Below are 24823 nucleotides of genomic sequence, written 5' to 3'. Positions count from 1 at the left end.
CGGCTAGGCCCCCGCCGGCTGCGCCGCCAGCGCCTCGCCGCGCAGCGCGTGGGAACTGGTGGCGGTGATGCGCACGTCGATCATCCGGCCCACCAGCTGCGCCGGTCCTTCGAAGTTCACCATCCGGTTGCACTCGGTGCGCCCGGCCAGCTCCTGCGGGTTCTTGCGCGAAGGGCCCTCGACCAGGATGCGCTGCACGGTCCCGACGCGGCGCTCGCTGATGCGCCGCATGTTGCCGTCGATCGCCGCCTGCACCTGCTGCAGCCGCTTGAGTTTCACCTCGTGCGGGGTGTCGTCGCGCAGGTTGGCCGCCGGCGTGCCCGGGCGCGGGCTGAAGATGAAGCTGAAGCTGTTGTCATAGCCGACGTCCTCGATCAGCTTCATCAGCCGGGCGAAATCCTCGTCGGTTTCGCCGGGGAAGCCGACGATGAAATCGCTGCTCAGCGCGATCTCCGGGCGCACGGCGCGCAGCTTGCGGACCGTGCTCTTGTATTCCATGGCGGTGTAGCCGCGCTTCATCGCCATCAGGATGCGGTCGCTGCCGTGCTGCACCGGCAGGTGCAGGTGGCTCACCAGCTTGGGCAGCCTGGCGTAGGCCTCGATCAGCCGCGGCGTGAACTCGTTCGGGTGGCTGGTCGTGTAGCGGATCCGCTCGATGCCCGGGATCTCGGCCACGTATTCCAGCAGCAGCGCGAAGTCGGCGATCTCGCCGGTGTCGCCCATCCGGCCGCGGTAGGCGTTCACGTTCTGCCCGAGCAGCGTCACTTCCTTCACGCCCTGGTCGGCCAGGCCGGCGACTTCCACCAGCACGTCCTCGAACGGGCGCGACACTTCCTCGCCGCGGGTGTACGGCACCACGCAGTAGCTGCAGTACTTGGAGCAGCCTTCCATGATGCTGACGAACGCCGTCGGCCCGTCCACCCGCGCCGGCGGCAGCCGGTCGAACTTCTCGATCTCGGGGAAGCTGATGTCCACCTGCGGCCGCTGCTGCCGCTCGCGCTGCTGCAGCAGGTCGGGCAGGCGGTGCAGCGTCTGCGGGCCAAACACCACGTCGACGTACGGCGCCCGTTCGATGATGGCGGCGCCTTCCTGGCTGGCCACGCAGCCGCCGACCCCGATCAGCGCGCCCTTTTGCTTCAGGTGCTTGACCCGACCGAGGTCGCTGAACACCTTTTCCTGGGCCTTCTCGCGCACCGAGCAGGTGTTGAACAGGATCAGGTCGGCTTCCTCGACATCGTTCGTCGGCTCGTAGCCTTCCGCGGCCCGCATCACGTCGGCCATCTTGTCCGAGTCGTACTCGTTCATCTGGCAGCCGAAGGTCTTGATGAAGACTTTTCTGGTCATCGTCGCTCCTTCAGCGGCGGGCGCCGAAGATCAGCGTCAGCAGCTCGGCGAACCGCTGCGCGCCCTGGGCGCTGTCGGCCCCGCCCACGCTGCCCAGCTTCTCGTACTCGGCTTCCGTGAGTTGCCACGCCTCGTGCACGAGGCCGGCGGCGTCGCGCCGGTAGACCACCGGCAGGCTCTTGCCGACCAGGCCGCCGGACAGCACGATCATGTTGTTCAGGTCGCGCACGCGCGCGCCGGGCGACAGCCGGTCCGGCTTGCCGTCCACGGTGATCTCCGGCGGGGCGGTGACGGCCAGCCGGCCCAGGACCACGTCCTTGGGCGCGGAGCGCTGCAGGCCCTGCGCGAAGGCGGTGGCGGCGGCCAGCGCGAGGCCGGCGATGAGGAGTTGCATCCAGCGTTTCATGGTGATATCCAGAGGCTGTGGGAGGAGGCGGCCCACCGCTGCGGCGGCCGCGCCGGCACTGCTGCACCGGGCGGCCAAGTGTACCGTGGGGGCCGCGCGGCGGCGGGCGGCGGGCCAGCAGCCCCGCCGGCCTAATGCCAATCGGCGTCCGGTGTCGGCCGCAGGCGGCGCGCCGCGTCGATCACGTCCTGCAGTTCCACCGGGTCGCTGTACGGGTCGGTGTCGACGCTGGTCACCCGGTTCAGCTCCTTCTGCCATCGTCGCAGCTCGTCGACATACGGCTGGAAGGGCACCCGCTTCAGATCGCCGCGTTCCTCGACGAGATCGCAGATCCCGTTGTGGAGCCACTGGCCGCTGTGCCAGTCCGGCATGTCGACGGCCGGGAACAGGCAGATGCCGTGCAGATCGATGCCTTCGTTCACCGCGGCCATCGCCTCCTGCATGACGTCGTGCAGCCACTCGGGCCGGCCCCGGCCCATGCCGCTGGTCTCGCCGATGACCATCGGCCGCCGGTACCGCTCCCAGACCCGTTTGAGCAGCACGCACAGCGGCTGGATGCCGGGGTGGCCCGGCGCCAGCGCCTGGTGCGGTCCGTGCTCGCGGTACTCCATCTGGCCGAACGAATAGTTGTTGGCACCGACGATGTCGAGGATCTCCGGCGCGCCGCCCAGCTCGGGATGCTCCTTGCCGTACAGGATGTCCCAGGCGAGAAACGTATCGACAAAGGTCTCGTGCGCCGCGGCAGGCACGAGGTCGGGCCGGTCCGGCGGCGCGATCACCTGGACCAGCGGATCGACATGGATCATCCGCGTGTCGGGGCGGACCTCGCGAATGGCCTTGACCCCGGCGATGGCGGCCTTGCACAGCGCGACCCGGAAGCGCAGGCGGTCGTCCCGGGTGTTCAGGTACGGTGCCACCCAGCCCCATTCGGCGCCGCAGAAGGAGAAGAACGTGATCTCGTTGATGGGCGTGAAGAAAGCCGGCCCGGGCAGGCGTTGCGAGACGTAGTGCGCCGCGGCCCGGCAGTAGTTCGCGAAGCGCGGAACGAAGGCATCGGAAAACGGGTCCAGGTCGTCCGGATAGCCGTAGTGGCAGAGATCCCAGATCGGCGTGATCCGGGTCTGCTTCATCGCGTCGATCAGGACGTCGATGCAACCGAAGTCGCAGCCGGTGCCGCGGTCCGCGAGCGGCCAGGGGATGCCTTCACGGGCGATCGCAATGCCCAGTTGCTGCAGGACGCGGTAATCCTCCAGGGCGTGCTCGTGATGGCGTGTCTCTGCCACCAGATTGCGCCGCCGCCGGTCTTTCCACAGGAACGTCGAGCACTCGAAGCCCGACAGGAAGAAGGTGGGGAAGATGCCGGGGCGGCTGGCCATGGGGCTGCGACTGTACGCACTCGCGCCCGAGCCGAGCCATCATCGATTCGAAATGTCAACGCGGCGGCGCTCCGTTGCACGCGCCGCCGCCAGCCCGGGTCTAGACGAACGCCAACCCGCTGCTCGAGAGGCCGATCAGATCGATGTTGGCGGCGTTCTCGCCGGTGTCGGCGGCGTACAGGCCGAGCGTCGCCTCGGTATGCGAGCCGTTGTCCAGCCAGCCGCGAAACAGCGACAGCTGCGCCGGCGCCGGCGCCGTGCCGACGATGTTCGTGTACAGCAGGTTCACGACGGCAGCACCGTCGTGCTGGGTGCCAAGCCTGTTGTCCAGGGCCATCTGCATCAGCGTCGGCGCGCTGGTGCCGGTATCCAGCAGCCGCAGGCCGATGCCGGCAAATTCGGTGCTGGCGACCGCGTCCTTGCCATAGACGGCGCCCAGGATCCGCGCCACGACGCCGGCATTGCCGTCGAGGTCCAGCGCCACCGATACGTCTTCGAACGAGAGCCGCTCCACCTGCGTGAGGCTGTCGGTGCCGTCGGCGCCGCTGCGATCCTGGACCTGCCAGCCGGACGCGGTGCGGCTGAACGCATAGCCCGACCGCATGCCCGTGTAGTAGGCGCCGTCGATGCCACCGCCGCCGTCGATCGCATCGTTGCCGGCGAAGCCCGCCAGCAGGTCGTGCTCGGCGCTGCCCTGGAGGGTGTCGTCGCCGCGCAGGAGATATGAGTACACCATGGGCCGGTTGGTCGCAGTGTCCAGCACCTGCTGCAGGCCGTGGGCATCCTGCAGCAGTCCGGAAACCTGCAACTGGGTGGCCCCGTTCTTGGTCTGCGTCAGCCCGTCGACGACGCCGCGAATCGCAGGCGGCGTCCCGGCCGGGTCATCGACGACGAAGCTGCCCGTCAGGGTGGCGGAATACACGGGCCCCTGGACTGCAACGGCGGTGCTGCCGGCCGGCGCGATGCTGGCGTGCCAGGGCTCGTCGTTGAGAAGGTCGGTGGAGAAGTAAAGCTGGACGATGGACATGGAACTGCGGAGGGAGGGGCCTGCGCCGCGAGTGGCGGGTCGGCGGCGCTCAACTGTAGAGGTTCAGGTCGGATTCGCCCGCGGCAAATGTCCTCATCCGCCGTGCTGAAGCGAAACAACCGTGACGGGCTGTTGCAGCGGCGGGGAGCGGGGGCAAGAAAAAGGGTGACCGGCTGTGGCCGGTCACCCCGAGGTCTGGTGGCGCTTCACGGACTCGAACCGCGGACCTGTGGATTATGATTCCATCGCTCTAACCGACTGAGCTAAAGCGCCAGAGCCCGCCATTATAGCGAAGCGGCGCGGCGGCCGCCGGCGATTGTCCCCAGGCGGCCGGCGGCAACCGATCCGGCGCCGGGCTCACTGGTGCTTGAACTGCGCCTTGCGCTTGTTGACGAAGGCGTCCATGCCTTCCTTCTGGTCGGCGGTCGCGAACAGGGCGTGGAACATGCGCCGCTCGAACATGACGCCGTCCGACAGGCTGCTCTCGAAAGCGCGGTTGACCGATTCCTTGGCGGCCATCACGGCGATCTGCGAAAAGTCGCAGATCGTCAGGGCGGCGCCCAGCGCCTCGTCCATCAGCTTGTCCAGCGGCACCACCCGGCTGACCAATCCGGCGCGCTCGGCTTCGGTGGCGTCCATCATCCGGCCCGTCAGCGCCAGATCCATTGCCTTGGCCTTGCCCACGGCGCGCGGCAGGCGCTGCGTGCCGCCCGCGCCGGGGATGATCCCCAGCTTGATCTCCGGCTGGCCGAACCTGGCGTTGTCCGCGGCGATGATGAAGTCGCACATCATCGTCAGCTCGCAGCCGCCGCCCAGGGCGAAGCCGGCCACGGCGGCGATCACCGGCTTGCGGATGCTGCGGATCGTCTCCCAGTTGCGGGTGATGTAGTCCTGCTTGTAGACGTCGGTGAACGACCAGCTGGCCATCGCGCCGATGTCGGCGCCGGCGGCGAACGCCTTCTCGTTGCCCGTGATGATCATGCAGCCGATCGCCGGGTCGGCGTCGAAGGCCTTCAGCGCCGCGCCGAGCTCATCCATCAGTTCGCCGTTGAGGGCGTTGAGTTGCTTGGGACGGTTCAAGGTGACGATGCCGACCTTGCCGCCTTCGGTTCGAACCTCGATGAACTCGTAGGCCATGGCGTTCTCCTGTGACTGTGCGCGGCAACTATACCGAACGGGGTCGCCGGTCCGTCGGCGCCGCGGCGGCGATGGTAGAGTCGCGCGACGAGACAAGTCACGGCGCCGGCACAGGCGCCGGACCCAACGGGAGACACCATGTCAGAGCCGAGCATCCTGTACGAGACCCGGGGGGCCGTGGCGCTGGTCACGCTGAACCGGCCGCAATCCCTCAACAGCTTCACCCGCGCGATGCATCGCGAACTGTGGGCGGCGCTCGACCGGATCGAGGCCGACCGCCAGGTGCGGGCGCTGCTGATCACCGGCGCGGGCCGCGGCTTCTGCGCCGGGGCCGACCTGTCCGAATTCGACTTCGAGCCCGGTCCCGACCTGGTGCAGCGCGCCGACCCGGGGCCGGTCATCGAGCAGGCCTTCAATCCCACGGTGCGCAGGCTGCAGGCGCTGCGGGTGCCCACCGTCGCCGCCGTCAACGGCGTGGCCGCGGGCGCCGGCGCTTCGCTGGCGATGACTTGCGACCTGGCCGTGGCGGCGTCGAACGCGGTGTTCATCCAGGCCTTCAGCAAGATCGGCCTCATCCCGGACGCCGGCGGCAGCTGGTTTCTGGTCAAGCGGCTGGGCCTGGCGCGGGCGCTCGGCTGCGCGATGCTGGGCGACAAGCTGTCGGCGCGGGACGCCAAGGAGCAGGGAATGATCTGGGACGTGGCACCCGACGGCGCCGATTGCGTCGAGGCGGCCTTGAAGCTGGCCGAGCGCCTGGCCGAACTGCCGACCAGGGCGCTGGTGGAGACGCGCAAGCTGCTGCGCGGCGCGGCGAGCAACGACCTGGACCGGCAACTCGACCTCGAGCGCGACACCCAGTCGGCGCTCGGCCGGACGCACGACTACATCGAAGGCGTCACGGCCTTCCGCGAAAAGCGCGCCCCGCGGTTCAAGGGCGAATAGCGATGCCGCGCGATCAGCGGGCGCTGGCGGCCCGGGTGGGCGCCAGCATGTTCGACGCGGACCGGGCCAGCCGCGACTTCATGCAGATGGAGCTCGTGAGCTGCGAGCCGGGCCGGGCCGTGCTGCGCATGGCGGTGCGCGAGTGCATGCTCAACGGCCATGCGATCTGCCACGGCGGCTTCATCTTCACGCTCGCCGACTCGACGTTCGCCTACGCCTGCAACAGCCACAACCACGCGACGGTGGCCGCCGGCTGCAGCATCGAGTTCCTTCGGCCGGCGCACGCCGGCGACCTGCTCACCTGCGAAGGCCAGGAGCAGGTGCTGCAGGGCCGGCACGGCATCTACGACATGCGGGTGACCAACCAGCGCGGCGAGGCGATCGCGCTGTTTCGCGGCAAGAGCACGCAGATCAGGGGCCATGTGATCGAGGAGGCGGCATGAAACGATTTGCCCTGGAGCCGATCGAGACGGCGAGCGTCGACGAGCTGCGCTCGCTCCAGCTCAAGCGCCTGCGGGCCACGCTGGAGCACGCCTACGCGAACTCGCCCGTGTACCGGGCCAAATTCAATGCGGCGGGCGTGCGACCCTCGGATTGCCGCACGCTGGCCGACCTGGCGAAGTTTCCGTTCACGACCAAGCGCGACCTGCGCGACAGCTATCCGTTCGGCATGTTCGCCGTGCCGCGCGAGCAGTGCGTGCGCCTGCACGCCTCCAGCGGCACCACCGGCAAGCCCACGGTGGTGGGCTACACCCAGCGCGACGTCGATACCTGGTCCGCCGTCATGGCCCGCAGCATCCGCGCGGCCGGCGCGCGGCCGGGCGACCTGGTGCATGTGAGCTACGGCTACGGCCTGTTCACCGGCGGGCTCGGCGCGCATTACGGCGCCGAGCGGCTGGGCCTCACGGTGGTGCCGTTCGGCGGCGGCCAGACCGAGCGCCAGGTTCAGCTGATCAACGACTTCCGGCCCGACATCATCATGGTGACCCCCAGCTACATGCTGGCGATCGCCGACGAATTCGAGCGCCAGGGACTCGATCCGGCGCGATCGAGCCTGCGGCTGGGAATCTTCGGCGCCGAGCCCTGGACCAACGACATGCGCCAGGCGATCGAGCGCCGCATGGACATCGAGGCGGTGGACATCTACGGCCTGTCCGAGGTGATGGGCCCGGGCGTGGCCAACGAGTGCGTCGAGACCAAGGACGGGCCGACGATCTGGGAGGACCACTTCTTTCCGGAGATCGTCGATCCCGAGACCGGACAGCCGCTGCCCGAGGGCGAGTTCGGCGAGCTGGTGTTCACCAGCCTGACCAAGGAGGCGCTGCCGGTGATCCGCTATCGCACGCGCGACTTGACGCGTCTGCTGCCCGGCACGGCGCGCACCATGCGCCGCATGGAGAAGATCACCGGCCGCAGCGACGACATGATGATCGTGCGCGGGGTCAACGTGTTCCCGACCCAGATCGAGGAGCTGATCCTCAAGCGCGGCGAGCTCACGCCGCACTACCAGTGCGTGCTCACCCGCGAGGGGCCGCTGGACGAGCTGACGGTGGCCGTGGAAACGCGGCCCGATCTGTCGCCCGGCGCGCCGCAGGCGGAGGAGGCCGCTCGGCTGCTGGCGCACGAGATCAAGACCTACATCGGCACCTCGGCGCGCATCGAGCTGCGCGCCAGCGGCGGCATCGAGCGCAGCCTGGGCAAGGCCAAGCGGGTGGTCGACCAGCGCAAGCTGTAGCGCTCGCCCGGGGCGAGGGCCGCGCTGGCGGTTCGCGCGCCGGACAGCAACCGCGGCCTCAGCGCTGCTCGATGCTCTCGACGATGAGGTCGACGAAGGTGTTCTCGTCGAGGTTGACCTTGATCCGCACCGGCAGGTAGTGCAGGGTGGGGGCGAACCACATTTCGGCCGTGATGTTGCCGCGCGGATTGGCGATCGGCCGGGGCTTGAGATGGACGGCCTCGACCTCGCCGAGCCGGGGCGTGCGCAGCGTTTCGCGCCCGACCACGTCGTAGGTCCAGAGGTCCACGCCGCCGGGCCGCGCCATCCAGAAGCTGACGCTGCGGCCCGCTTCGAGCGGCTCCTGGCCGGAGGCGAAACGGTGACTGAGTTCGACGAACTGGCTGGCGGTGTCCTGGACCCCGGCCGGCCTGGGCACCACCTTGCCGTTGCCCAGCAGGATGGTTTCCTCGCGCAGCGTCGCGCGGCGCGGTCCGCTGCGGCGCAGCTCCTCGTACACGTCGGGCTTGAGCCCCTGCGGCGTGACCCCGCCCTGGCTGGTGAGGACGAGCCGCGCGAGCAGCGTGATGTCGATGTCGATGCGCACCTCGTAGCGCTCGTCCTGCCGCAGCCATTGCACGCGCGCGCCGCCGTGCAGTTCACCGCTGCGAAAGCGGCCGCCCAGCCGGTAGTTCAGGCGGGTGTCGACCGGCCAGCCGTCCAGCGACGGCGGCCCGGCGGCTGCCGACGCGGCGGATGCGGGCGCCGTCGCGACGGCTTCGCTCGCCGGCGCCACCGGCGCACTGGCGGCCGCGGCCGCCGGCTCCGCGGCTGGCGCGGCGGCGACTTCGGGTTCTGGTTCGATCGGGGGCGCAGCGGCCTCGGCTGGCTCGGGCGGCGGTTCCTGGGCCGCGGCGGCAGACGCGGCAGGCGTCGCCTTCGCGGCGACCGCCGGCGGCGCGATGGTGCGCACGGCAGGGCGCGAGGGGGCGGCCTCGGCGGCGACCGTCGCCGCGGGCGGCGGCGTCCGGGCCGCTTCCTGCTGCAAGACGCGGGTGAACATCGGCGTGGCGAGCGGGCGCAGCGCGGCGGTCTGTTGCAGTTGGCGGCCGACCCAGTCCAGCACCGCCAGGTGCGCCGCCAGCACCAGCGCCAGCAGCGCCAGCCAGCGTCGGCCGGCCCGGGGGCTCAGGCGCCGTGCGCCAACCACGGCTGCGCCCTGGCTGCGTCGCGCATCACCAGCCGCCCGGTGGTGCCGCCCGCCGGCAGGTTCAGCTCCAGGCGCAGCAGCCGCCGGTCGCGCGCGACGAGCGCCGTCACCTTGCGGTGCGGTCCGGCGTACAGCGCCAGATCGTCCAGCTTGCCCAGGCGCCAGCCGGTGCCGGCCACCTCGACGCCGAGCCATTCGTCGTTGGCGGCCAGGCCGGCCTGCTCGGCCGCCCCGCCGCGCAGCACCGTCTTGACCTGCATGGGGACGGATTCGCTCATGCGAAGGCCGAGCCGCTGCGGCAGCGCCGCCGGTTCGTCCAGCAGCGACACGCCGTGCGCCTGCAGCAGCTCGGTCAGCGGCAGCTCGCGGGTGCCGTGCACCCAGGCGCCGAGCTCGCGAGCGAACGAGCGGCCGCCCAGCTCCTTGAGCACGGCCGCGAAATCGGCCTCGGTCAGCGGCCCGGCCTTGCAGCGCTGCCACAGCGCTCGCATCACTTCGTCCAGCGTCGTGTGCCCCTCGAGCCGCAGCGTGAGGTCGAAGCACAGGGCGACCAGCGAGCCCTTGGTGTAGTAGCTCACCGTGGCGTTGCCGGTGTTCTCGTCCTGCCGGTAGTACTTCACCCAGGCGTCGAAGCTGGCCTGGGCCACCGACTGCAGCTCGCGCCCCGGCGTCTGCTGCACCTGGTTGAGCGTCTTGGTCAGCAGCTTCAGGTAGGTGGCGTCGTCGATCAGGCCGGCGCGGCGCAGCAGCAGGTCGTCGTAGTAGCTGGTGAAACCCTCGAAGAACCAGAGCAGCTGGGTGTAGTTCTCGCGCCCGTAGTCGTAGCGCAGGAACTCCGCCGGGCGCAGGCGCTTCACGTTCCAGGTGTGGAAGTACTCGTGGCTGATGAGGCCGAGCAGGGTGACGTAGCCGTCGCTTTGCCGCGGCTCGCCCTGCCGCGGCAGCTCGCGCCGCGACGCGATCAGCGCGGTGGAGTTGCGATGCTCCAGCCCGCCGTACCCGTCGTCGACGGCATTGAGCAGAAACAGGTAGTTCTTGTGCGCCGGGCGTTTGCGGTCGTGCCAGAACCGGATCTGCGCCTCGCAGATCTTCTGCATGTCGTGGGCCAGCCGCGCGCCATCGAACGACTCCGGCGCGCCGGCCACCACCACCCGGTGCGGCACGCCGCCGGCCTTGAAATCGGCGCTCCAGAACGGTCCCATTTCCACCGGGCAGTCCACCAGCTCGTCGTAGTCCGCCGCGAGATAGGTGCCGAAGCCGCGCTTGCCGGTCTTGTGCGGCAGCAGGCCGGTGGCCACTTCCCACTGTCCCATGTCCTGGCCCGCGACCAGCTCCAGCGAGTGCACCAGGTGCTCCTGCCCGTGCACCCGCAGGCAGACACTGGTGCCGTTGAAAAAGGCGCGCTGCGTGTCCAGCCAGGCCGTACGCACCGATGCGTCGAACGCGTAGACCTCGTAGGTGACCAGCAACTGCTTGCTCGGCACGCATTCGACCTGCCAGCTGCACTTGTCCAACTGCTGGACCGCTACCGTGCGGCCGTCCTGCCGCGCCGCCACCCGCTGCAGGTGGCGCGAGAACTCGCGCACCAGATAGCTGCCGGGGATCCACACCGGCAGCGAGAGCTGCTGCTGCGCCGCCGGCTGGTCGATGCAGAGGGTGACCTGGAACAGGTGGGCGTGCAGGTCGGCGGCTTCCACCCGGTAGTGGATGCTGGCGCCGCGAGGCGAAGGCGTGCTGGGCATGCAGGGACTATACGCAAGGGGCCGGCACCGGCACACGGCGCCGGCCGCAGCCGCGCCTACTTGGCGGCGCCGAGCAGCTTCTCGACCTGCGCCGCGCCCACGGCGCCGGGCACGCGGGTGCCGTCGGCGAAGACCAGGGTCGGCGTGCCGGTGATCTTGTGCTGCTTGCCGAACTCGAGGTTGCGGGCGAGGGCGGCGGTGTCGCAATTCGCGGCTGCCGGCGCCTGGCCCCGCAGCATGAAGTCCTGCCAGGCCTTGCTCTTGTCCTTGGCGCACCAGATGTGCTTGGACTTCTCGGTGGAGTCCGGCCCCAGGATCGGGTACAGGAACATGTACACCGTCACGTTGTCGACGCCGTGCAGGTCGCGCTCGAAGCGCTTGCAGTAGGGGCAGTTGGGGTCTTCGAACACGGCCAACTTGCGCTTGCCGTTGCCGCGCACGATCGTGAACGCGTCCTTCAGCGGCAGGCTCGCGAAGTCGATCGCCATCAACTTCTCCAGGCGCTCCTCGGTGAGGTTGCGCTTGGCCCTGGTGTCGATTAACTGGCCGTTGATCAGGTAGTTGCCTTCGGCGTCCGTGTAGAACAGATCAGTGCCGATCCGGATCTCGTACAGCCCCGCCATGTCGGTCTTGCGCACCTCGTCGATCTTCTGCAGCTGCGGCAGCCGGTCGCCGAGGTTCTTGCGGATGGCCGCTTCCTGTGCCTGGGCCGCGGCGCCCAACAGCGCCAGTCCCAGCACGGCCGCCAGGGCAGCCACGCGCTTGAAATTCATCGTCCGTTCACTTTCCAATCAATGGCGGCCCATCGCCCGCTTCGCTACCCATTGCTTCAGCCATCCGCTGCGATCGAATCCGGTCATGCCCCAGTTGCGCAGCGATGCCAGCGGCCCGCCCCGATGCGCGAACAGCTGTTGCAGGCCGTCGGTCGCCATGCCCATGGCCAGCACGTCGGCCTGGCGCGAGCGCTCGTACCGCCGCAGCAGCCGCAGGTCGCCGACGCTGCGCCAGTACTCGCGCTCGTGCAGCACCTTGGCCAGGTCGCGCGCGTCGGCCAGCCCGAGATTCAGCCCCTGCCCGGCCAGCGGGTGCACGGTGTGCGCCGCATCGCCGGCCAGCACCCAGCCCGGTCCGCACCAGCGGTCGGCCCTGGCCAGCTGCAGCGGCCATGCGGCGCGCTCGGTCGTCAGCGTCAACTTGCCGAAGGCATGCTGGCACGCCGCTTCCAGCTGGGCCTGGAACTCGGACGCACCCAGCGCCAGCAGCCCCGGCGCCCGGTGCTCGTCGACTGACCAGACAAAGGCCAGGGAGTTCCCGTGGGTCGGCCCCAGCGGCAGCATGCCGAGGATCTCGCCCTGGGCGAACCACTGCCGCGCGACCTGTCCGTGCGGCAACTCGCAGCTGACGCGCCCGGCGATGGCGCGCTGGGGATACGGGCGGACGTCGAATTGCACGCCGTACTCGGCCCGGGTGGCGCTCTGCCGGCCTTCGCACACCACCGTGAGGGCGGCCGGCACCGGCGCATCGAGCCATTCCACCAGCGGCTGGTAGCGCAGCGCCTCGGCCAGCCGCTGCAGCAGCGGGTCGACGTCGACGATCCAGGCCAGCGCCGGCGCGCCGCTGTCCTTGGCCTCGAAGCGGACCTGTCCGCCTTCGTCGCCGTGCACTTCCATCGCGAGCACCGGCGTGGCGTGGTGCTCGTCGGGCCAGGCGCGCAGGTGCTCGAGCAGCTCGCGCGAGGCTGCGTTCAGTGCGTAGGCGCGCACGTCGCTGCTCGCGCCGGAGGCGGCGCCGGGTTCGCGCACGAGGCCCACGCGCAGCCGGTCGCGCGCGAGCAGCAGCGCCAGGGTGCGGCCCACGATGCCGGCACCGCGAATACAAACGTCTGGAGCGATCGCCATGCGAAGGATTGTAGGAGGCGGGCACAATCAGCCCCTGATCGGCATGCCTTCGACCAACCGCACCCCATGAGCTCTGCCACCGCCTCGGCCCGCGTCTCCCGCCTGTTCGTCTATCCGGTGAAATCGTGCGCCGGCGTGGAAGTGAAGGAGGCCCTGCTGACGGAAACCGGATTCGACCTGGACCGCGCCTGGATGGTGGTGGACGCCCAGGGGCGTTTCGTCACCCAGCGGCAGCTGCCGCGGATGGCGCTGGTGCGGCCGCAGATCAAGCTCAGCGAGGTGGTGCTGCGGGCGCCCGGCATGCTGGCGCTGCACCTGGCGATCGAGGCCGTCGAGGAGCCGGTGACGGTGCGGTTGTGGGACGACGAGGTGGCGGCCTACGACATGGGGCAGGTCGCGGCCCAGTGGTTCACCGATTTCCTCGGCCAGCCGGTGCGGCTGGTGCGCTTCGATCCGGAGCAGCGGCGGCTGTCCAATGCGCAGTGGACCGGCGGGGTCCCAGCGCTGAACCAGTTCAGCGACGGCTTTCCGTTGCTGGTGCTGGGCGAGGGCGCCGTGGACGAGCTCAACGGCCGGCTGGCCGCGGGCGGACTCGCGCCGGTCGGGATCGAGCGGTTCCGGCCCAACCTCGTGCTGGCTGGCCTGCCGGCGCACCAGGAGGACCGGCTGCCGGCGCTGCGCATCGCGGCCGCCGAGCCGGTCGAGCTGCGGCTGGTGAAGCCCTGCCCGCGCTGCCCGATCCCCAACGTCGACCCGGCCACCGGCGAATCGGCGCCCGGCGTGCTCGAGACCCTGCTGCAGTACCGGCGCAACGCCCTGGTGGGCGGCCGGGCGTCCTTCGGCATGAACGGGATCATCGTCAGCGGCGTCGACCAGACGCTGCGGGTCGGACAGGACGTCACCTTGGAGGCCTAGGTGCCGCCAGCGGCGGGATACACTTTCGGCCTTCGTTTGCTGGAAGCGTCATGAGTCTGAAGTGCGGGATCGTTGGCTTGCCCAACGTCGGAAAGTCCACCTTGTTCAATGCCTTGACCAAGGCCGGGATCGCCGCGGAGAACTACCCGTTCTGCACGATCGAGCCCAACGTCGGCATCGTCGAGCTGCCCGATCCGCGGCTCAAGCAGCTGGCGGCCATCGTCGAGCCCGAGCGCGTGGTGCCGGCGATCGTGGAATTCGTCGACATCGCCGGCCTGGTGGCCGGCGCCAGCAAGGGCGAGGGCCTGGGCAACCAGTTCCTGGCGCATATCCGCGAGACCGATGCGATCGTGAACGTGGTGCGCTGCTTCGACGATCCCAACATCATCCACGTGAGCGGCAAGGTGGATCCGGTCTCGGACATCGAGGTGATCCAGACCGAACTGTGCCTGGCCGACCTGGGCACGGTGGAAAAGAGCCTGCAGCGCTACACCAAGGCCGCCAAGTCGGGCAACGAAAAGGAGGCGGCCAAGCTGGTGCAGGTGCTCACCAAAGTGCAGGCCTGCCTGGACGCCGGCCAGCCGGTGCGCACGCTGTCGTTCACCGACGAGGAAAGCGCGCTGCTCAAGCAGCTGTTCCTGATCACCGCCAAGCCGGCGATGTTCGTGGCCAACGTGCACGAGGACGGCTTCGAGAACAACCCCTACCTGGACCGGCTGCGCGAGTACGCGGCCGGGCAGAACGCGCCGGTGGTCGCGATCTGCGCCAAGATCGAGGCCGAAATGGCCGACATGAGCGACGAGGACAAGCAGCTGTTCCTGGCCGAGATCGGGCAGGACGAGCCGGGCCTCGATCGCCTGATCCGGGCCGCCTTCAAGCTGCTCGGGCTGCAGACCTACTTCACCGCCGGGGTGAAGGAGGTGCGGGCCTGGACCATCCACATCGGCGACACCGCGCCCAAGGCCGCCGGGGTGATCCACACCGACTTCGAGCGCGGCTTCATCCGCGCCCAGACCATCGCCTTCGACGACTTCATCGCCTACCAGGGCGAGCAGGGCGCCAAGGACGCCGGCAAGATGCGCAGCGAAGGCAAGGAATACGTCGTCAAGGATGGCGACGTCATGAACTTCCTGTTCAACGTCTGAGCCGGTCGACGGCCGCTCGGATCGCCGAAGGCGGCGGCCCGAACGCGCGCTGCCCCGTCCCCTGATCCGCCGCCGGACCGCGCTGCGGCGTCCTCATGCGCCAAAGGTCTGCTGCAACGCGACCGTCATGAAGACGTAGCGCAGGAACTTGCCGATGGCCATGTAACCCAGGCAGGGCCAGAACGGCAGCTTCAGCCAGCCGGCCACGGCGCACAGGGGATCGCCGACGATCGGCAGCCAGGACAGCAGGCAGGCCTTGGGACCCAGGCGCGCCAGCCAGTCCAGCGCCTTGGCGTGCGTGCGCGAGTGCCGGTACTTGTCGATGACGTGGTGCGCCTCCCATCCCATCCACCAGTCCACCGCGCCGCCCAGCGTGTTGCCGACGGTCGCCACCAGGATCGCGCTCCAGAAGAGGTCGGGATTCAGGCGCAACAGGCCGTACAGCGCCGGCTCCGAGCCGACCGGCAGCAGCGTGGCCGACACGAAGGCCGCCAGGAACAGCGTGCTCAGCCCGTATTGCGGCAGCGCGAGGATGTCGAACAGGGCGGTGAGCCAGGCGGGCATGTCAATCGGTCCGCGGCCGCCGTGGAAGTGAGGACGCGCTCAGGCCGGCGGTGGAGGAATGGGCGCGCAGGAAGGTCATGCTCAGTTCAGTATAGGCAGCGCCGGCGCGCCCACCTCGCGGCCGCATCTGATTTCAATTGCTGAAATGACGGGCGCATACAATCGTGCCTCATTTTTCAGCAGCACGCGGCGCATGAACATCGGTCCCCACGTCCTCGCGAACCAGCTGTTCGCAGCGCCGATGGCGGGCGTGACCGACCGGCCGTTCCGCCAGTTGTGCCGCCGGCTCGGCGCCGGCTACGCGGTGAGCGAAATGGTGACGTCGCGCCGCGACCTGTGGCACACGCTGAAGACCTCGCGCCGCGCCAATCACGACGGCGAGCCGGGCCCGATCGCGGTGCAGATCGCCGGCACGGAGCCGGCCATGATGGCCGAGGCCGCCGTCTACAACATCGATCGCGGCGCGCAGATCATCGACATCAACATGGGCTGCCCGGCCAAGAAGGTGTGCAACAAGTGGGCAGGCTCGGCGCTGATGCAGGACGAGCCGCTCGCCATCGCGATCGCGAGCGCGGTGGTCGAAGCGTGCCGACCGCACCGCGTGCCGGTGACGCTCAAGATGCGGACCGGCTGGTCGCAGGGGCACAGGAATGCCGTGCGGCTGGCGCGGGCGTTCGAGGACGTGGGCGTGCAGATGCTCACCGTGCACGGCCGCACGCGCGAGCAGGGCTACAGCGGCGTGGCCGAATACGAGACCATCGCCGCCGTGAAGGCGGCCGTGCGCGTGCCGGTGGTGGCCAACGGAGACATCACGACGCCCGAGCGTGCACGCGACGTGCTGCGGACCACCAGCGCCGATGCGGTCATGATCGGCCGGGCGGCGCAGGGGCGGCCCTGGATCTTCCGCGAGATCGCGCACTTCCTGGCCACCGGCACCCATCTGGCGCCGCCGTTGGTGGCCGAAGTGCGGCGGCTGCTGCTCGAGCACCTGGAAGATCACTACGCCCTGTACGGCGAGTTCACGGGCGTGCGCAGCGCGCGCAAGCACATCGGCTGGTACGTCAAGGCGCTGCCGGGCGGCACCGGCTTCCGCGGGCGCATGAACGCGATCGAGGACAGCGCGGGGCAGCTGCGCGCCGTCGGGGAGTTCCTCGACGAACTGGGCAGCTCGATGGACAGAATGCCCGCTGCGGGTGCGGGCGGAAACGAAGAAGCGCTGGAGGCGAGCGCATGACACGCCAGTGGTTGGCGTGCGGCGCTCCGCGCAAAGCAGTGAGGTAGGGATCGATGAGCAAGAAACACATCGAGGAATGCGTGCGCGCGAGCCTGGAGGGCTACTTCCGGGACCTGCGCGGCACCGAGCCGGACGGGCTCTATGAAATGCTGGTCAAGGTCGTCGAGAAGCCGCTGCTGGAAGTGGTGATGACCAAGGCGGACAACAACCAGTCGAAGGCCGCGGAGTGGCTCGGGCTGAACCGCAACACGCTGCGCAAGAAACTGGTCGAACACAAACTCCTGAAATCATGAACGCACTCATCTCCGTCTCCGACAAGACCGGCATCGTCGAACTGGCCCGCACGCTGCACTCGCTGGGCGTGCGGCTCATCTCCACCGGCGGCACCGCGAAGCTGCTGGCGCAGGAGGGACTGCCCGTCACCGAGGTGGCCGAGGTCACGGCCTTTCCGGAGATGCTCGACGGCCGCGTGAAGACGCTGCATCCCAAGGTGCACGGCGGCCTGCTGGCGCGCCGCGACCTGCCGGAGCACATGGCGGCGCTGCAGGCGCACGGCATCGACACCATCGACCTGCTGGTGGTGAACCTGTACCCGTTCGAGGCCACGGTGGCCAAGCCCGGCTGCACGCTCGACGAGGCGATCGAGAACATCGACATCGGCGGGCCCGCGATGGTGCGCTCGGCGGCGAAGAACTGGAAGGACGTCGCCGTGCTCACGGACGCCGGCCAGTACCCGAAGGTGATCCAGGAGCTGAAGACCGATGGCAAGCTGTCGGACAGGACCCGCTTCGCGCTGGCCGTCGCCGCGTTCAACCGCATCAGCAACTACGACGGTGCGATCAGCGACTACCTGTCCAGCATCCAGCACAACGGCGCGCGCAGCGGCTTCCCCGGCCAGTTGAACATGCAGTTCGCCAAGGTGCAGGACCTGCGGTACGGCGAGAACCCGCACCAGCACGCGGCGTTCTACCGCGACCTGGCGCCCGCGCCGGGCTCGCTGGTGACCGCGCAGCAGCTGCAGGGCAAGGAGCTCTCGTACAACAACATCGCCGACGCCGACGCGGCGTGGGAATGCGTCAAGAGCTTCGACGCGCCGGCCTGCGTGATCGTCAAGCACGCCAATCCGTGCGGCGTGGCAGTGGGCAAGGACGCGCTGGAGGCCTATGCGAAGGCGTTCAAGACCGATTCGACCTCGGCCTTCGGCGGCATCATCGCGTTCAACCGGCCGGTGGATCTCGCTGCCGCGCAGGCGGTCTCCAAGCAGTTCGTCGAAGTGCTGATGGCACCGGACTTCGCCGCCGACGCACTCGAACTGTTCAAGAGCAAGGCCAACGTGCGGGTGCTGCGCATCGAGCTGCCCAGCGGCGGGCGCACCGCCTGGGAGATGAGCCGCAACGCGCTCGACATCAAGCGCGTCGGCTCGGGCCTGCTGATCCAGACGGCCGACACCCACGAGCTCACCGCCGGCGACCTGAAGGTGGTCACCAAGAAGCAGCCGACGGCGCGGGAGATCGAGGATCTGCTGTTCGCCTGGACCGTGGCCAAGTTCGTGAAGTCGAACGCGATCGTGTTCTGCAAGGACGGCATGACCATGGGCGTGGGGGCCGGCCAGATGAGCCGGCTCGACTCGGCCCGCATCGCCAAGATCAAGGCCGAGGCCGCCGGCCTGTCGCTGACGGGCACCGCCGCCGCGAGCGATGCGTTCTTCCCGTTCCGCGATGGCCTGGACGTGGTGGTGGACGCCGGCGCGACCTGCGTCATCCAGCCCGGCGGCAGCATGCGCGACGAGGAAGTGATCGCCGCCGCCGACGAGCGCGGCGTGGCGATGGTGTTTTCAGGGGTTCGCCACTTCCGGCATTGAGCCTCGTTGGTACTCGCCTCATCCTTGAACGCAGAGGTCGCAAAGGGTACGCAGAGCACGCAGCGAGAAGACCAAGAAGAGGCTTCTTGAACCCCTCTGCGTTCTCTGCGAATCCTCTGCGACTGCGTTCAAAAGGACGCAGCCGCGCCGTGGCGCAACCGGAGCCTACGCCAGCTGCTTGAAGATCTCGCGCGCCGCGGCGACCGTCTGGTCGATGTCGCCGTCGGTGTGGGCCGCGCTGACGAAGCCGGCTTCGTACAGCGCCGGCGCGATGTAGATGCCGCGATCCAGCAGTCCGTGGAACAGCACGTTGAAGCGGGCCGAATCGCTCTTCATCACCTGCGAATAGTTCTGCGGCAGCTGCGGCAGCAGGAAGAAGCCGAACATCCCGCCCTGGCAGTCCGCGCTGAACGGCACGCCTTCCGCCGCGGCGGCGGCCTGCAGGCCGTCGACCAGCCGGCGCGTCCTGGCGCCGAGCGCCTCGAAAAACCCCGGCTTGCCGATCTCCTGCAAGGTGGCGAGGCCGCAGGCGGTGGCCACCGGGTTGCCCGACAGGGTGCCGGCCTGGTACACCGGGCCCAGCGGCGCCAGCTGTTCCATGATCGCGCGCGGGCCGCCGAAGGCCGCCAGCGGCATGCCGCCGCCGATCACCTTGCCGAGCACCGACAGGTCGGGCCTGAAGCCCGGAATGAGCTGCGCGTAGATGCTCTGGGCGCAGCCCAGGGCGACGCGAAAGCCCGTCATCACCTCGTCGAACACCAGCAGCGCGCCGTGCTGGGTGCACAGCTCGCGGCAGCGGCGCATGAAGGGCACGCTCGCGCGCACGAAGTTCATGTTGCCGGCGATCGGCTCGATGATCAGGCAGGCCAAGTCCGCCCCGTGCACCGCGAACGCCGCTTCCAGCTGCTCGATGTTGTTGTATTCGAGCACGATGGTGTGCTGCACCACCTCGGGCGGCACGCCGGCGCTGGTCGGGTTGCCGAAGGTGGCCAGGCCGGAGCCCGCCTTGACCAGCAGCGCATCGGCGTGGCCGTGGTAGCAGCCCTCGAACTTGATCACCTTGCTGCGGCCGGTGGCGCCGCGCGCCAGCCGGATCGCGCTCATGCCGGCCTCGGTGCCGGAGCTGACCAGCCGCACCATCTCGATCGACGGCACCAGGTCGATGATCGCCTGCGCCAGCTGCACCTCGCGCTCGGTCGGCGCGCCGAACGAGAAGCCTTCCAGCACCGCCCGCTGCACCGCCTCGACCACCGCCGGATGGCCGTGACCGAGGATCATGGGGCCCCAGGAGCCGATGTAGTCGGTGTAGCGCTGGCCGTTCGCATCCCAGAAGTAGGCGCCCTGCGCCCGCTGCACGAACCGCGGCGTGCCGCCGACGGCGCGGAACGCGCGCACCGGCGAATTGACGCCGCCGGGAATGAGCTGGCGGGCGCGGTCGAACAGGGTCTGGTTGCGGTCAGTGCTTGGTGTCATGGGCGGGCATGTCGAGGACCTGCAGGGCCTGCGCTTCCTCGGGGGTGAGTTCTTGGGATTCGCCTTCGGGCTGGGCCCAGAACAGGCGGTCGGGCACGACATTGCCCATACCGGGGCGGAACCCGGCGTCCAGGCAGCGATCGAGGTAGGCCAGGGCTTCGGTGGCGGCGCCCGCCAGATCGGTGCCGCTGGCCACCAGCGCGGCGAGGGCGGCCGACAGCGTGTCGCCGGCACCGGAGAAGACGGCTTCGAAGCGCTCGAACTTCTCGCTGCACAGGACGGCCTGCGGCGTCGCCAGCACGTTGTCGATGTACTGCTCCGGCAACGGGATCCCGGTCACCAGCGTGTACGGCACGCCCAGGTCGGCGGCCGCCTTGGCGATGTCGCGCGGCGCCGGGCTGCGTTCGCTGCTCCATTCGGGCAGCAGCCAGCGCCACAGGGTGCTGTGGTTTCCGACCAACACGGTCGTCTGGGGCAGCATCAGCTCGCGGAAGGCGTCGAGATAGAGGTCGATCTCGCCTTCGTCCCACCACGACAGATCCGGCATGTAGGCGATCAGCGGCACCTCTGCGTAATCTGCCGCAATTTCGGCGATCGTACTGATTGTTTCAGGGCTGCCGACGAAGCCCACCTTGAATACCTGCACCGGCACGTCTTCGAGGATCGAGCGCGCCTGTTCGGCCACTGCTTCCTCCTCGAAGGGGAAGTGTTCGTAGATCTCGGCGGAGTCGCGCGCATAGGCGCCGGTGACCACCGGCAGCGCGTGCGCGCCGACCGACGCGATGGCGCTGATGTCGGCGGCCAGGCCGCCGGCGCCGCTCGGATCGCTGGCGTTGAAGACGATCACGCAGGCCGGATTGCCGGCGTCGTCCTCCGCGTCGTGGGGCGCTTGCGTTTCGATCGGCAAATTGGGGTTTGTCATAGGCCTCGATCTTCCAGCCAATGGGGCGCGGTGCGGCGGAGCTGCGAAGGGCCTCGATACAATCGTTGCATTCTATTCGAAGGCCCTTTAAGCTGTGACCGAGACCAAGACCTGGATGTGTCTGATTTGCGGGTGGATCTATGACGAGGCCGCCGGCGCCCCCGACCATGGCATCGCACCGGGCACCCCCTGGGAGCAGGTACCCATGAACTGGACCTGCCCCGAGTGCGGAGCGCGCAAGGAAGACTTCGAGATGGTCCAGATCTGAAGGTGCGGCGATGCGCAAGGTTCGCATGAGCCGCTCCCGAATGCAGTAACAGAGGATGAGGAGCAGCACCCAGTGAGCACGAGCGGTATGAAGGTGCTGGTGATCGATGACAGCAACACGATCCGGCGCAGCGCCGAGATCTTCCTGAAGCAGGGTGGCCACGAGGTCGTGCTGGCCGAGGACGGGTTCGACGCCCTGGCCAAGGTCAACGACTACCAGCCCGACCTGATCTTCTGCGACATCCTGATGCCGCGTCTGGACGGCTACCAGACCTGCGCCATCATCAAGCGCAACGCCCGCTTCGCTTCGGTGCCGGTCGTCATGCTCTCGTCCAAGGACGGCGTGTTCGACAAGGCCCGCGGCCGCATGGTGGGGTCGCAGGAGTACCTCACCAAACCGTTTACGAAGGACCAGCTGCTGCAGACCGTGAAGCAGTTCGGTGCCCAACAAGGAGTGATGTGATGACGATCCGGAAAGTCCTCATCGTGGACGATTCGAAGACCGAACTGATGTTCATGACGGACCTGCTGACGAAGAAGGGGTTCACGGTGCGCACCGCCGAAAACGCCGAGGACGCCTTCCGCCGGCTGGCCGAGGACAAGCCCGACCTGATCCTGATGGACGTGGTGATGCCGGGACAGAACGGCTTCCAGCTCACGCGCTCGATCTCGCGCGACCCGCTGTACGCCGACGTGCCGATCATCATGTGCACCAGCAAGAACCAGGAAACCGACCGGGTGTGGGGCATGCGCCAGGGCGCGCGCGACTACATCACCAAGCCCTTGGACACCGACGAACTGCTCGCCAAGATCAAGGCGCTGAACTGAGGCCTGCGCCGCCCCCATGGCCAACCGCGAAGCCCTTCGAGAGCTCCAGAGCCGGCTGGCAAGCCGGCTGCAGGCCGCCCGCAGCGAGGGCGTCCAGGCGTCCTGGCTCGCCGTCGAGGCGGCCGGCGGCAAGTACCTGTTCCCGCTGGCCCAGTCGGGCGAGATCTTTCCGTTCACCAGCACCCAGGCCGTGCCGTACACGCGGGACTGGTTCCTGGGCGTCGCCAACCTGCGTGGCGGCGTCTACGGCGTGGTGGACATGGCGAGCTTCGTCGCCGGCCGGGCGCCGGCCGCACGTTCCGACGCGAGCCGCGCCGAGTCGCGCCTGGTCGCCCTCAATTCCGCGCTGGAAGTGAACTGCGCGCTGCTGATCGACCGGCTCGCCGGGCTGCGCAGCCTGGACGCGTTCCGCTCCTCGAGCGAGCCGCCGGCCGGATCCCCCGGCTATTTCGGCAGCGGTTACACCGACGCCGCCGGCGCGTACTGGCAGGAGATCAACCTGCAGGCGCTGGCGCAACAACCCCAATTCCTGAGCATCAGCGCCTGATGCTTGCCTTATCCAGGAAGGCCACTCCATGTCCGTCGTCGACCAACTCAAGTCACTGTTCTCCAAGAAGCGCCCGCCAGCGGAGCAGGCTGCCGAGCTGAGCCTCGGCAGCCCGGACGCGACGGTCGATCCGCTGGCCGCGGGCGCGCCCGAGTCCAGCACGCTTGCCAGTCCGCTGGATCCGGACACGGTGGGCCACGAGGACAGCATCGCGCCGCTGGAGGAAGTCGGCGCCGCGGAGCTGATTTCGGTGCCGCTGCTGGGCCGGCGCAGCATCGTCACCCACCAGCGCATCCTGTTCGCCCTGCTGGCCGTCGCGCTGGTGGTGCTGGGCTCGGTGGCCGGCTTCGCGGTGACGTCGGCCGACAAGGTCGCCCAGCAGGTGGCCGGCACCGGCCAGTCCCTGATGCAGTCGCAGCGGCTGGCGAAGGCCGTGTCGCAGGCGCTGGTGGGAAGCCCGCAGGCGTTCACCGACGTGAAGGAAAGCGCTGGCGTGCTGGCGCGCACCGTGCGCGGCCTGAGGGCCGGCGACGAAACGCTGCGCCTGCAGCCGCTGGCCGAGGACTACAAGGAAAACCTCGACACGATCACGCCCATGATGGAGCGCGCCGAGCAGAACGCCGCCGTCGTGATGGGCCAGCAGAAGATCCTGACCCAGGTGGGCGCGGCGCTGCGCACCATCAACCGCCAGTCGTCGGACCTGCTGGAGATCGCCGAAACCGTGTCGGCGCTGAAGCTGCAGCAGAACGCGCCGCCGGCCGAACTGTCGGCCGCCGGCCAGCTGGTGATGCTGACGCAGCGGATCGGCAAATCGGCCAACGAGTTCCTGACCATGGAAGGCGTCAGCCAGGAGGCGGTGTTCCTGCTGGGCAAGGACCTGAACTCGTTCAAGGAAATCGCCACCGGCCTGCTCGAGGGCAGTCCGGAACTGCGGCTGGGCGCGGTCAAGGATGCGCAGACCCGGGACCGGCTGGAAGCGCTGCTGAAGCTGTACGAGCAGACCCGCGTGCAGGCCGGCGCCATCCTGGGCAACCTGCAGGGCCTGGTGTCGGCGCGCGAAGCGCAGGGCGCGATCATCGGCGACAGCGAGCCGCTGCGGCGTTCGCTGGAAGACCTGCAAGCCAAGCTGTCGGCGCAGACCGGCCTGGGCGCCGGAGCCCTCGCCGCCCTGGCGCTGTCGTCGATCTTCGCCATCCTGTGCGCCGTCGGCCTGGCCTACGTGCAGCTGCAGGACAGCCGCAAGCGGCAGGCGGTCGCGGAACAGCAGCGGCTGGAAGCCGAGCAGCAGGAGCAGGAAGCCAAGCGCGTCAACGACGCCAACCAGGCGGCCATTTTGCGGCTGATGAACGAACTGCAGACGGTCGCCGAAGGCGACCTGACGCAGGAAGCCACCGTCACCGAGGACATCACCGGCGCCATCGCCGACTCGGTGAACTACACGGTCGAGGAACTGCGGCAGCTGGTGGGCAACGTGCAGAACACGGCGACCAAGGTGGCACAGACGACGGCCCAGGTGGAAGGCACCTCGACCGAACTGCTGGCAGCCTCGACCGAGCAGCTGCGCGAGATCCGCGAAACCGGCCAGTCGGTGCTCGACATGGCGACCCGAATCAACCATGTGTCCGGCCAGGCGCAGGAATCGGCCCAGGTCGCGCGCCAGTCGCTGAAGGCGGCGTCGTCGGGTCTGCAGGCGGTGCAGAACGCCATCGGCGGCATGAACGCGATCCGCGACCAGATCCAGGAGACGTCCAAGCGGATCAAGCGGCTGGGCGAATCGTCGCAGGAGATCGGCGAAATCACCGAGCTGATTTCCGACATTACCGAACAGACGAACGTGCTGGCGCTGAACGCCGCCATCCAGGCCGCGTCGGCCGGCGAGGCGGGCCGCGGCTTCTCGGTCGTGGCGGAAGAAGTGCAGCGCCTCGCTGAACGCTCCGCCGACGCGACGCGCCAGATCTCGGCGCTGGTGAAGGCGATTCAGACCGACACGCAGGACGCGGTGGCCGCCATGGAGCGCTCGACGCAGGGCGTGGTGGAAGGGGCCAAGCTGTCCGACAACGCCGGCACCGCGCTGACCGAGATCGACCAGGTGTCGCGCCGCCTCGCGGAGCTGATCGAGCAGATCTCGGCGTCGGCCTCCAAGGAAGCGCAGTCGGCCAACGTGGTGGCGGGCAACATCCAGCACATCTTCGCCGTGACCGAGCAGACCGGCGAAGGCACGCGCTCGACGGCGCAGCAGGTGCGCGAGCTGTCGCGCATGGCCGAGGAACT

25 protein-coding genes and 1 tRNA gene are annotated in these 24823 nt (G+C 69.0%); 13 read left to right on the top strand and 13 right to left on the bottom strand.

The genetic code is table 11. The features are described 5' to 3' along the window. Positions 1-3 precede the first annotated feature (3 nt). The 6 genes from miaB to VNT59_RS01130 form a co-directional block, all read right to left on the bottom strand. Positions 4-1344, bottom strand: coding sequence for a tRNA (N6-isopentenyl adenosine(37)-C2)-methylthiotransferase MiaB (gene miaB, locus VNT59_RS01155; protein WP_325495790.1), 1341 nt, complete (start codon positions 1342-1344; stop codon positions 4-6). 10 nt (positions 1345-1354) lie between these two features. Next, a complete protein-coding gene (locus VNT59_RS01150; protein WP_325495788.1) occupies positions 1355-1738 on the bottom strand; it encodes a hypothetical protein in 384 nt (127 codons plus the stop codon). Between the two features lie 143 nt (positions 1739-1881). After that, on the bottom strand, positions 1882-3126 hold the full coding sequence (locus VNT59_RS01145; protein ID WP_325495786.1) for a b-glycosidase: 1245 nt from the start codon (positions 3124-3126) through the stop codon (positions 1882-1884). A gap of 100 nt (positions 3127-3226) precedes the next feature. Continuing rightward, on the bottom strand, positions 3227-4153 hold the full coding sequence (locus VNT59_RS01140; RefSeq protein WP_325495784.1) for a hypothetical protein: 927 nt from the start codon (positions 4151-4153) through the stop codon (positions 3227-3229). A gap of 196 nt (positions 4154-4349) precedes the next feature. Then, positions 4350-4426: transfer RNA gene (locus tag VNT59_RS01135), tRNA-Met, on the bottom strand. 84 nt (positions 4427-4510) lie between these two features. Then, positions 4511-5290, bottom strand: coding sequence for an enoyl-CoA hydratase (locus VNT59_RS01130; protein WP_325495782.1), 780 nt, complete (start codon positions 5288-5290; stop codon positions 4511-4513). 138 nt (positions 5291-5428) lie between these two features. Between VNT59_RS01130 and VNT59_RS01125 the strand changes: the two genes are divergently transcribed. From VNT59_RS01125 to paaK, 3 genes are read left to right on the top strand one after another with little or no spacing between them, the layout of a single operon-like run. After that, complete coding sequence (locus VNT59_RS01125) at positions 5429-6232, top strand: enoyl-CoA hydratase-related protein (protein WP_325495780.1); 804 nt, start codon at positions 5429-5431, stop codon at positions 6230-6232. Positions 6233-6234: 2 nt separating this feature from the next. Then, on the top strand, positions 6235-6675 hold the full coding sequence (paaI, locus tag VNT59_RS01120) for a hydroxyphenylacetyl-CoA thioesterase PaaI (protein ID WP_325495778.1): 441 nt from the start codon (positions 6235-6237) through the stop codon (positions 6673-6675). Then, the gene (gene paaK, locus VNT59_RS01115; RefSeq protein WP_325495776.1) at positions 6672-7967 is read left to right on the top strand and encodes a phenylacetate--CoA ligase PaaK; all 1296 of its coding nucleotides are present in this window, start codon (positions 6672-6674) and stop codon (positions 7965-7967) included. The genes paaI and paaK overlap by 4 nt, the downstream gene beginning before the upstream one ends. 58 nt (positions 7968-8025) lie before the next feature. On the opposite strand, the gene VNT59_RS01110 is transcribed toward paaK, so the two are convergent. From VNT59_RS01110 to VNT59_RS01095, 4 genes are read right to left on the bottom strand one after another with little or no spacing between them, the layout of a single operon-like run. Then, complete coding sequence (locus tag VNT59_RS01110) at positions 8026-9156, bottom strand: DUF3108 domain-containing protein (protein ID WP_325495774.1); 1131 nt, start codon at positions 9154-9156, stop codon at positions 8026-8028. Continuing rightward, on the bottom strand, positions 9135-10898 hold the full coding sequence (locus tag VNT59_RS01105; RefSeq protein ID WP_325495772.1) for a peptidase M61: 1764 nt from the start codon (positions 10896-10898) through the stop codon (positions 9135-9137). The genes VNT59_RS01110 and VNT59_RS01105 overlap by 22 nt, the downstream gene beginning before the upstream one ends. A gap of 56 nt (positions 10899-10954) precedes the next feature. Beyond that, the gene (locus VNT59_RS01100; RefSeq protein WP_325495770.1) at positions 10955-11671 is read right to left on the bottom strand and encodes a DsbC family protein; all 717 of its coding nucleotides are present in this window, start codon (positions 11669-11671) and stop codon (positions 10955-10957) included. An 18-nt stretch (positions 11672-11689) separates the two neighbouring features. Next, the gene (locus tag VNT59_RS01095; RefSeq protein ID WP_325495768.1) at positions 11690-12796 is read right to left on the bottom strand and encodes an FAD-dependent monooxygenase; all 1107 of its coding nucleotides are present in this window, start codon (positions 12794-12796) and stop codon (positions 11690-11692) included. A gap of 66 nt (positions 12797-12862) precedes the next feature. Here VNT59_RS01095 and VNT59_RS01090 point away from each other — a divergent pair, with 66 nt between their 5' ends. Together VNT59_RS01090 and ychF are read left to right on the top strand one after the other, a co-directional pair. Then, positions 12863-13711: an MOSC domain-containing protein gene (locus VNT59_RS01090; protein ID WP_325495766.1), complete on the top strand. Its 849-nt coding sequence runs from the start codon at positions 12863-12865 to the stop codon at positions 13709-13711. A 50-nt stretch (positions 13712-13761) separates the two neighbouring features. Continuing rightward, entirely contained in the window at positions 13762-14856 is a 1095-nt protein-coding gene (gene ychF / locus VNT59_RS01085; RefSeq protein WP_325495764.1) for a redox-regulated ATPase YchF, read from the top strand. A 93-nt stretch (positions 14857-14949) separates the two neighbouring features. On the opposite strand, the gene VNT59_RS01080 is transcribed toward ychF, so the two are convergent. Further along, positions 14950-15420 (bottom strand): YqaA family protein, encoded by a 471-nt coding sequence (locus VNT59_RS01080; protein WP_325495762.1) that lies wholly within the window; start codon positions 15418-15420, stop codon positions 14950-14952. A 193-nt stretch (positions 15421-15613) separates the two neighbouring features. Here VNT59_RS01080 and dusB point away from each other — a divergent pair, with 193 nt between their 5' ends. From dusB to purH, 3 genes are read left to right on the top strand one after another with little or no spacing between them, the layout of a single operon-like run. After that, complete coding sequence (dusB, locus tag VNT59_RS01075; protein ID WP_325495760.1) at positions 15614-16654, top strand: tRNA dihydrouridine synthase DusB; 1041 nt, start codon at positions 15614-15616, stop codon at positions 16652-16654. Positions 16655-16707: 53 nt separating this feature from the next. After that, on the top strand, positions 16708-16947 hold the full coding sequence (locus tag VNT59_RS01070; protein ID WP_325495758.1) for a Fis family transcriptional regulator: 240 nt from the start codon (positions 16708-16710) through the stop codon (positions 16945-16947). Then, positions 16944-18515 (top strand): bifunctional phosphoribosylaminoimidazolecarboxamide formyltransferase/IMP cyclohydrolase, encoded by a 1572-nt coding sequence (gene purH / locus VNT59_RS01065; RefSeq protein WP_325495756.1) that lies wholly within the window; start codon positions 16944-16946, stop codon positions 18513-18515. Before VNT59_RS01070 ends, purH begins: the two co-directional genes overlap by 4 nt. A gap of 165 nt (positions 18516-18680) precedes the next feature. Here purH and hemL read toward each other — a convergent pair whose 3' ends face one another. After that, positions 18681-19988: a glutamate-1-semialdehyde 2,1-aminomutase gene (hemL, locus tag VNT59_RS01060; protein ID WP_325495754.1), complete on the bottom strand. Its 1308-nt coding sequence runs from the start codon at positions 19986-19988 to the stop codon at positions 18681-18683. Continuing rightward, positions 19972-20910: a bifunctional hydroxymethylpyrimidine kinase/phosphomethylpyrimidine kinase gene (thiD, locus tag VNT59_RS01055; protein WP_325495752.1), complete on the bottom strand. Its 939-nt coding sequence runs from the start codon at positions 20908-20910 to the stop codon at positions 19972-19974. Before thiD ends, hemL begins: the two co-directional genes overlap by 17 nt. A gap of 115 nt (positions 20911-21025) precedes the next feature. Between thiD and VNT59_RS01050 the strand changes: the two genes are divergently transcribed. The 5 genes from VNT59_RS01050 to VNT59_RS01030 all read left to right on the top strand — a co-directional run. After that, positions 21026-21178: a rubredoxin gene (locus VNT59_RS01050; protein WP_181956435.1), complete on the top strand. Its 153-nt coding sequence runs from the start codon at positions 21026-21028 to the stop codon at positions 21176-21178. Positions 21179-21265: 87 nt separating this feature from the next. Next, positions 21266-21640 (top strand): response regulator, encoded by a 375-nt coding sequence (locus VNT59_RS01045; RefSeq protein WP_325495806.1) that lies wholly within the window; start codon positions 21266-21268, stop codon positions 21638-21640. After that, positions 21640-22005, top strand: a complete 366-nt coding sequence (locus VNT59_RS01040) for a response regulator (protein ID WP_325495750.1) — start codon at positions 21640-21642, stop codon at positions 22003-22005. The genes VNT59_RS01045 and VNT59_RS01040 overlap by 1 nt, the downstream gene beginning before the upstream one ends. A gap of 16 nt (positions 22006-22021) precedes the next feature. Further along, positions 22022-22552, top strand: coding sequence for a chemotaxis protein CheW (locus tag VNT59_RS01035; RefSeq protein WP_325495749.1), 531 nt, complete (start codon positions 22022-22024; stop codon positions 22550-22552). A gap of 28 nt (positions 22553-22580) precedes the next feature. Next, a partial coding sequence (locus VNT59_RS01030) for a methyl-accepting chemotaxis protein (RefSeq protein WP_325495747.1) occupies positions 22581-24823 on the top strand: 2243 nt, incomplete at its 3' end.

The organism is Ramlibacter sp. (genome assembly GCF_035554825.1).
In the GTDB taxonomy this organism is placed as follows: Bacteria; Pseudomonadota; Gammaproteobacteria; order Burkholderiales; family Burkholderiaceae_C; genus Ramlibacter.
Note: the sequence above shows the minus strand (reverse complement) of the source record. Positions and strands in the feature narration are given on the sequence as shown.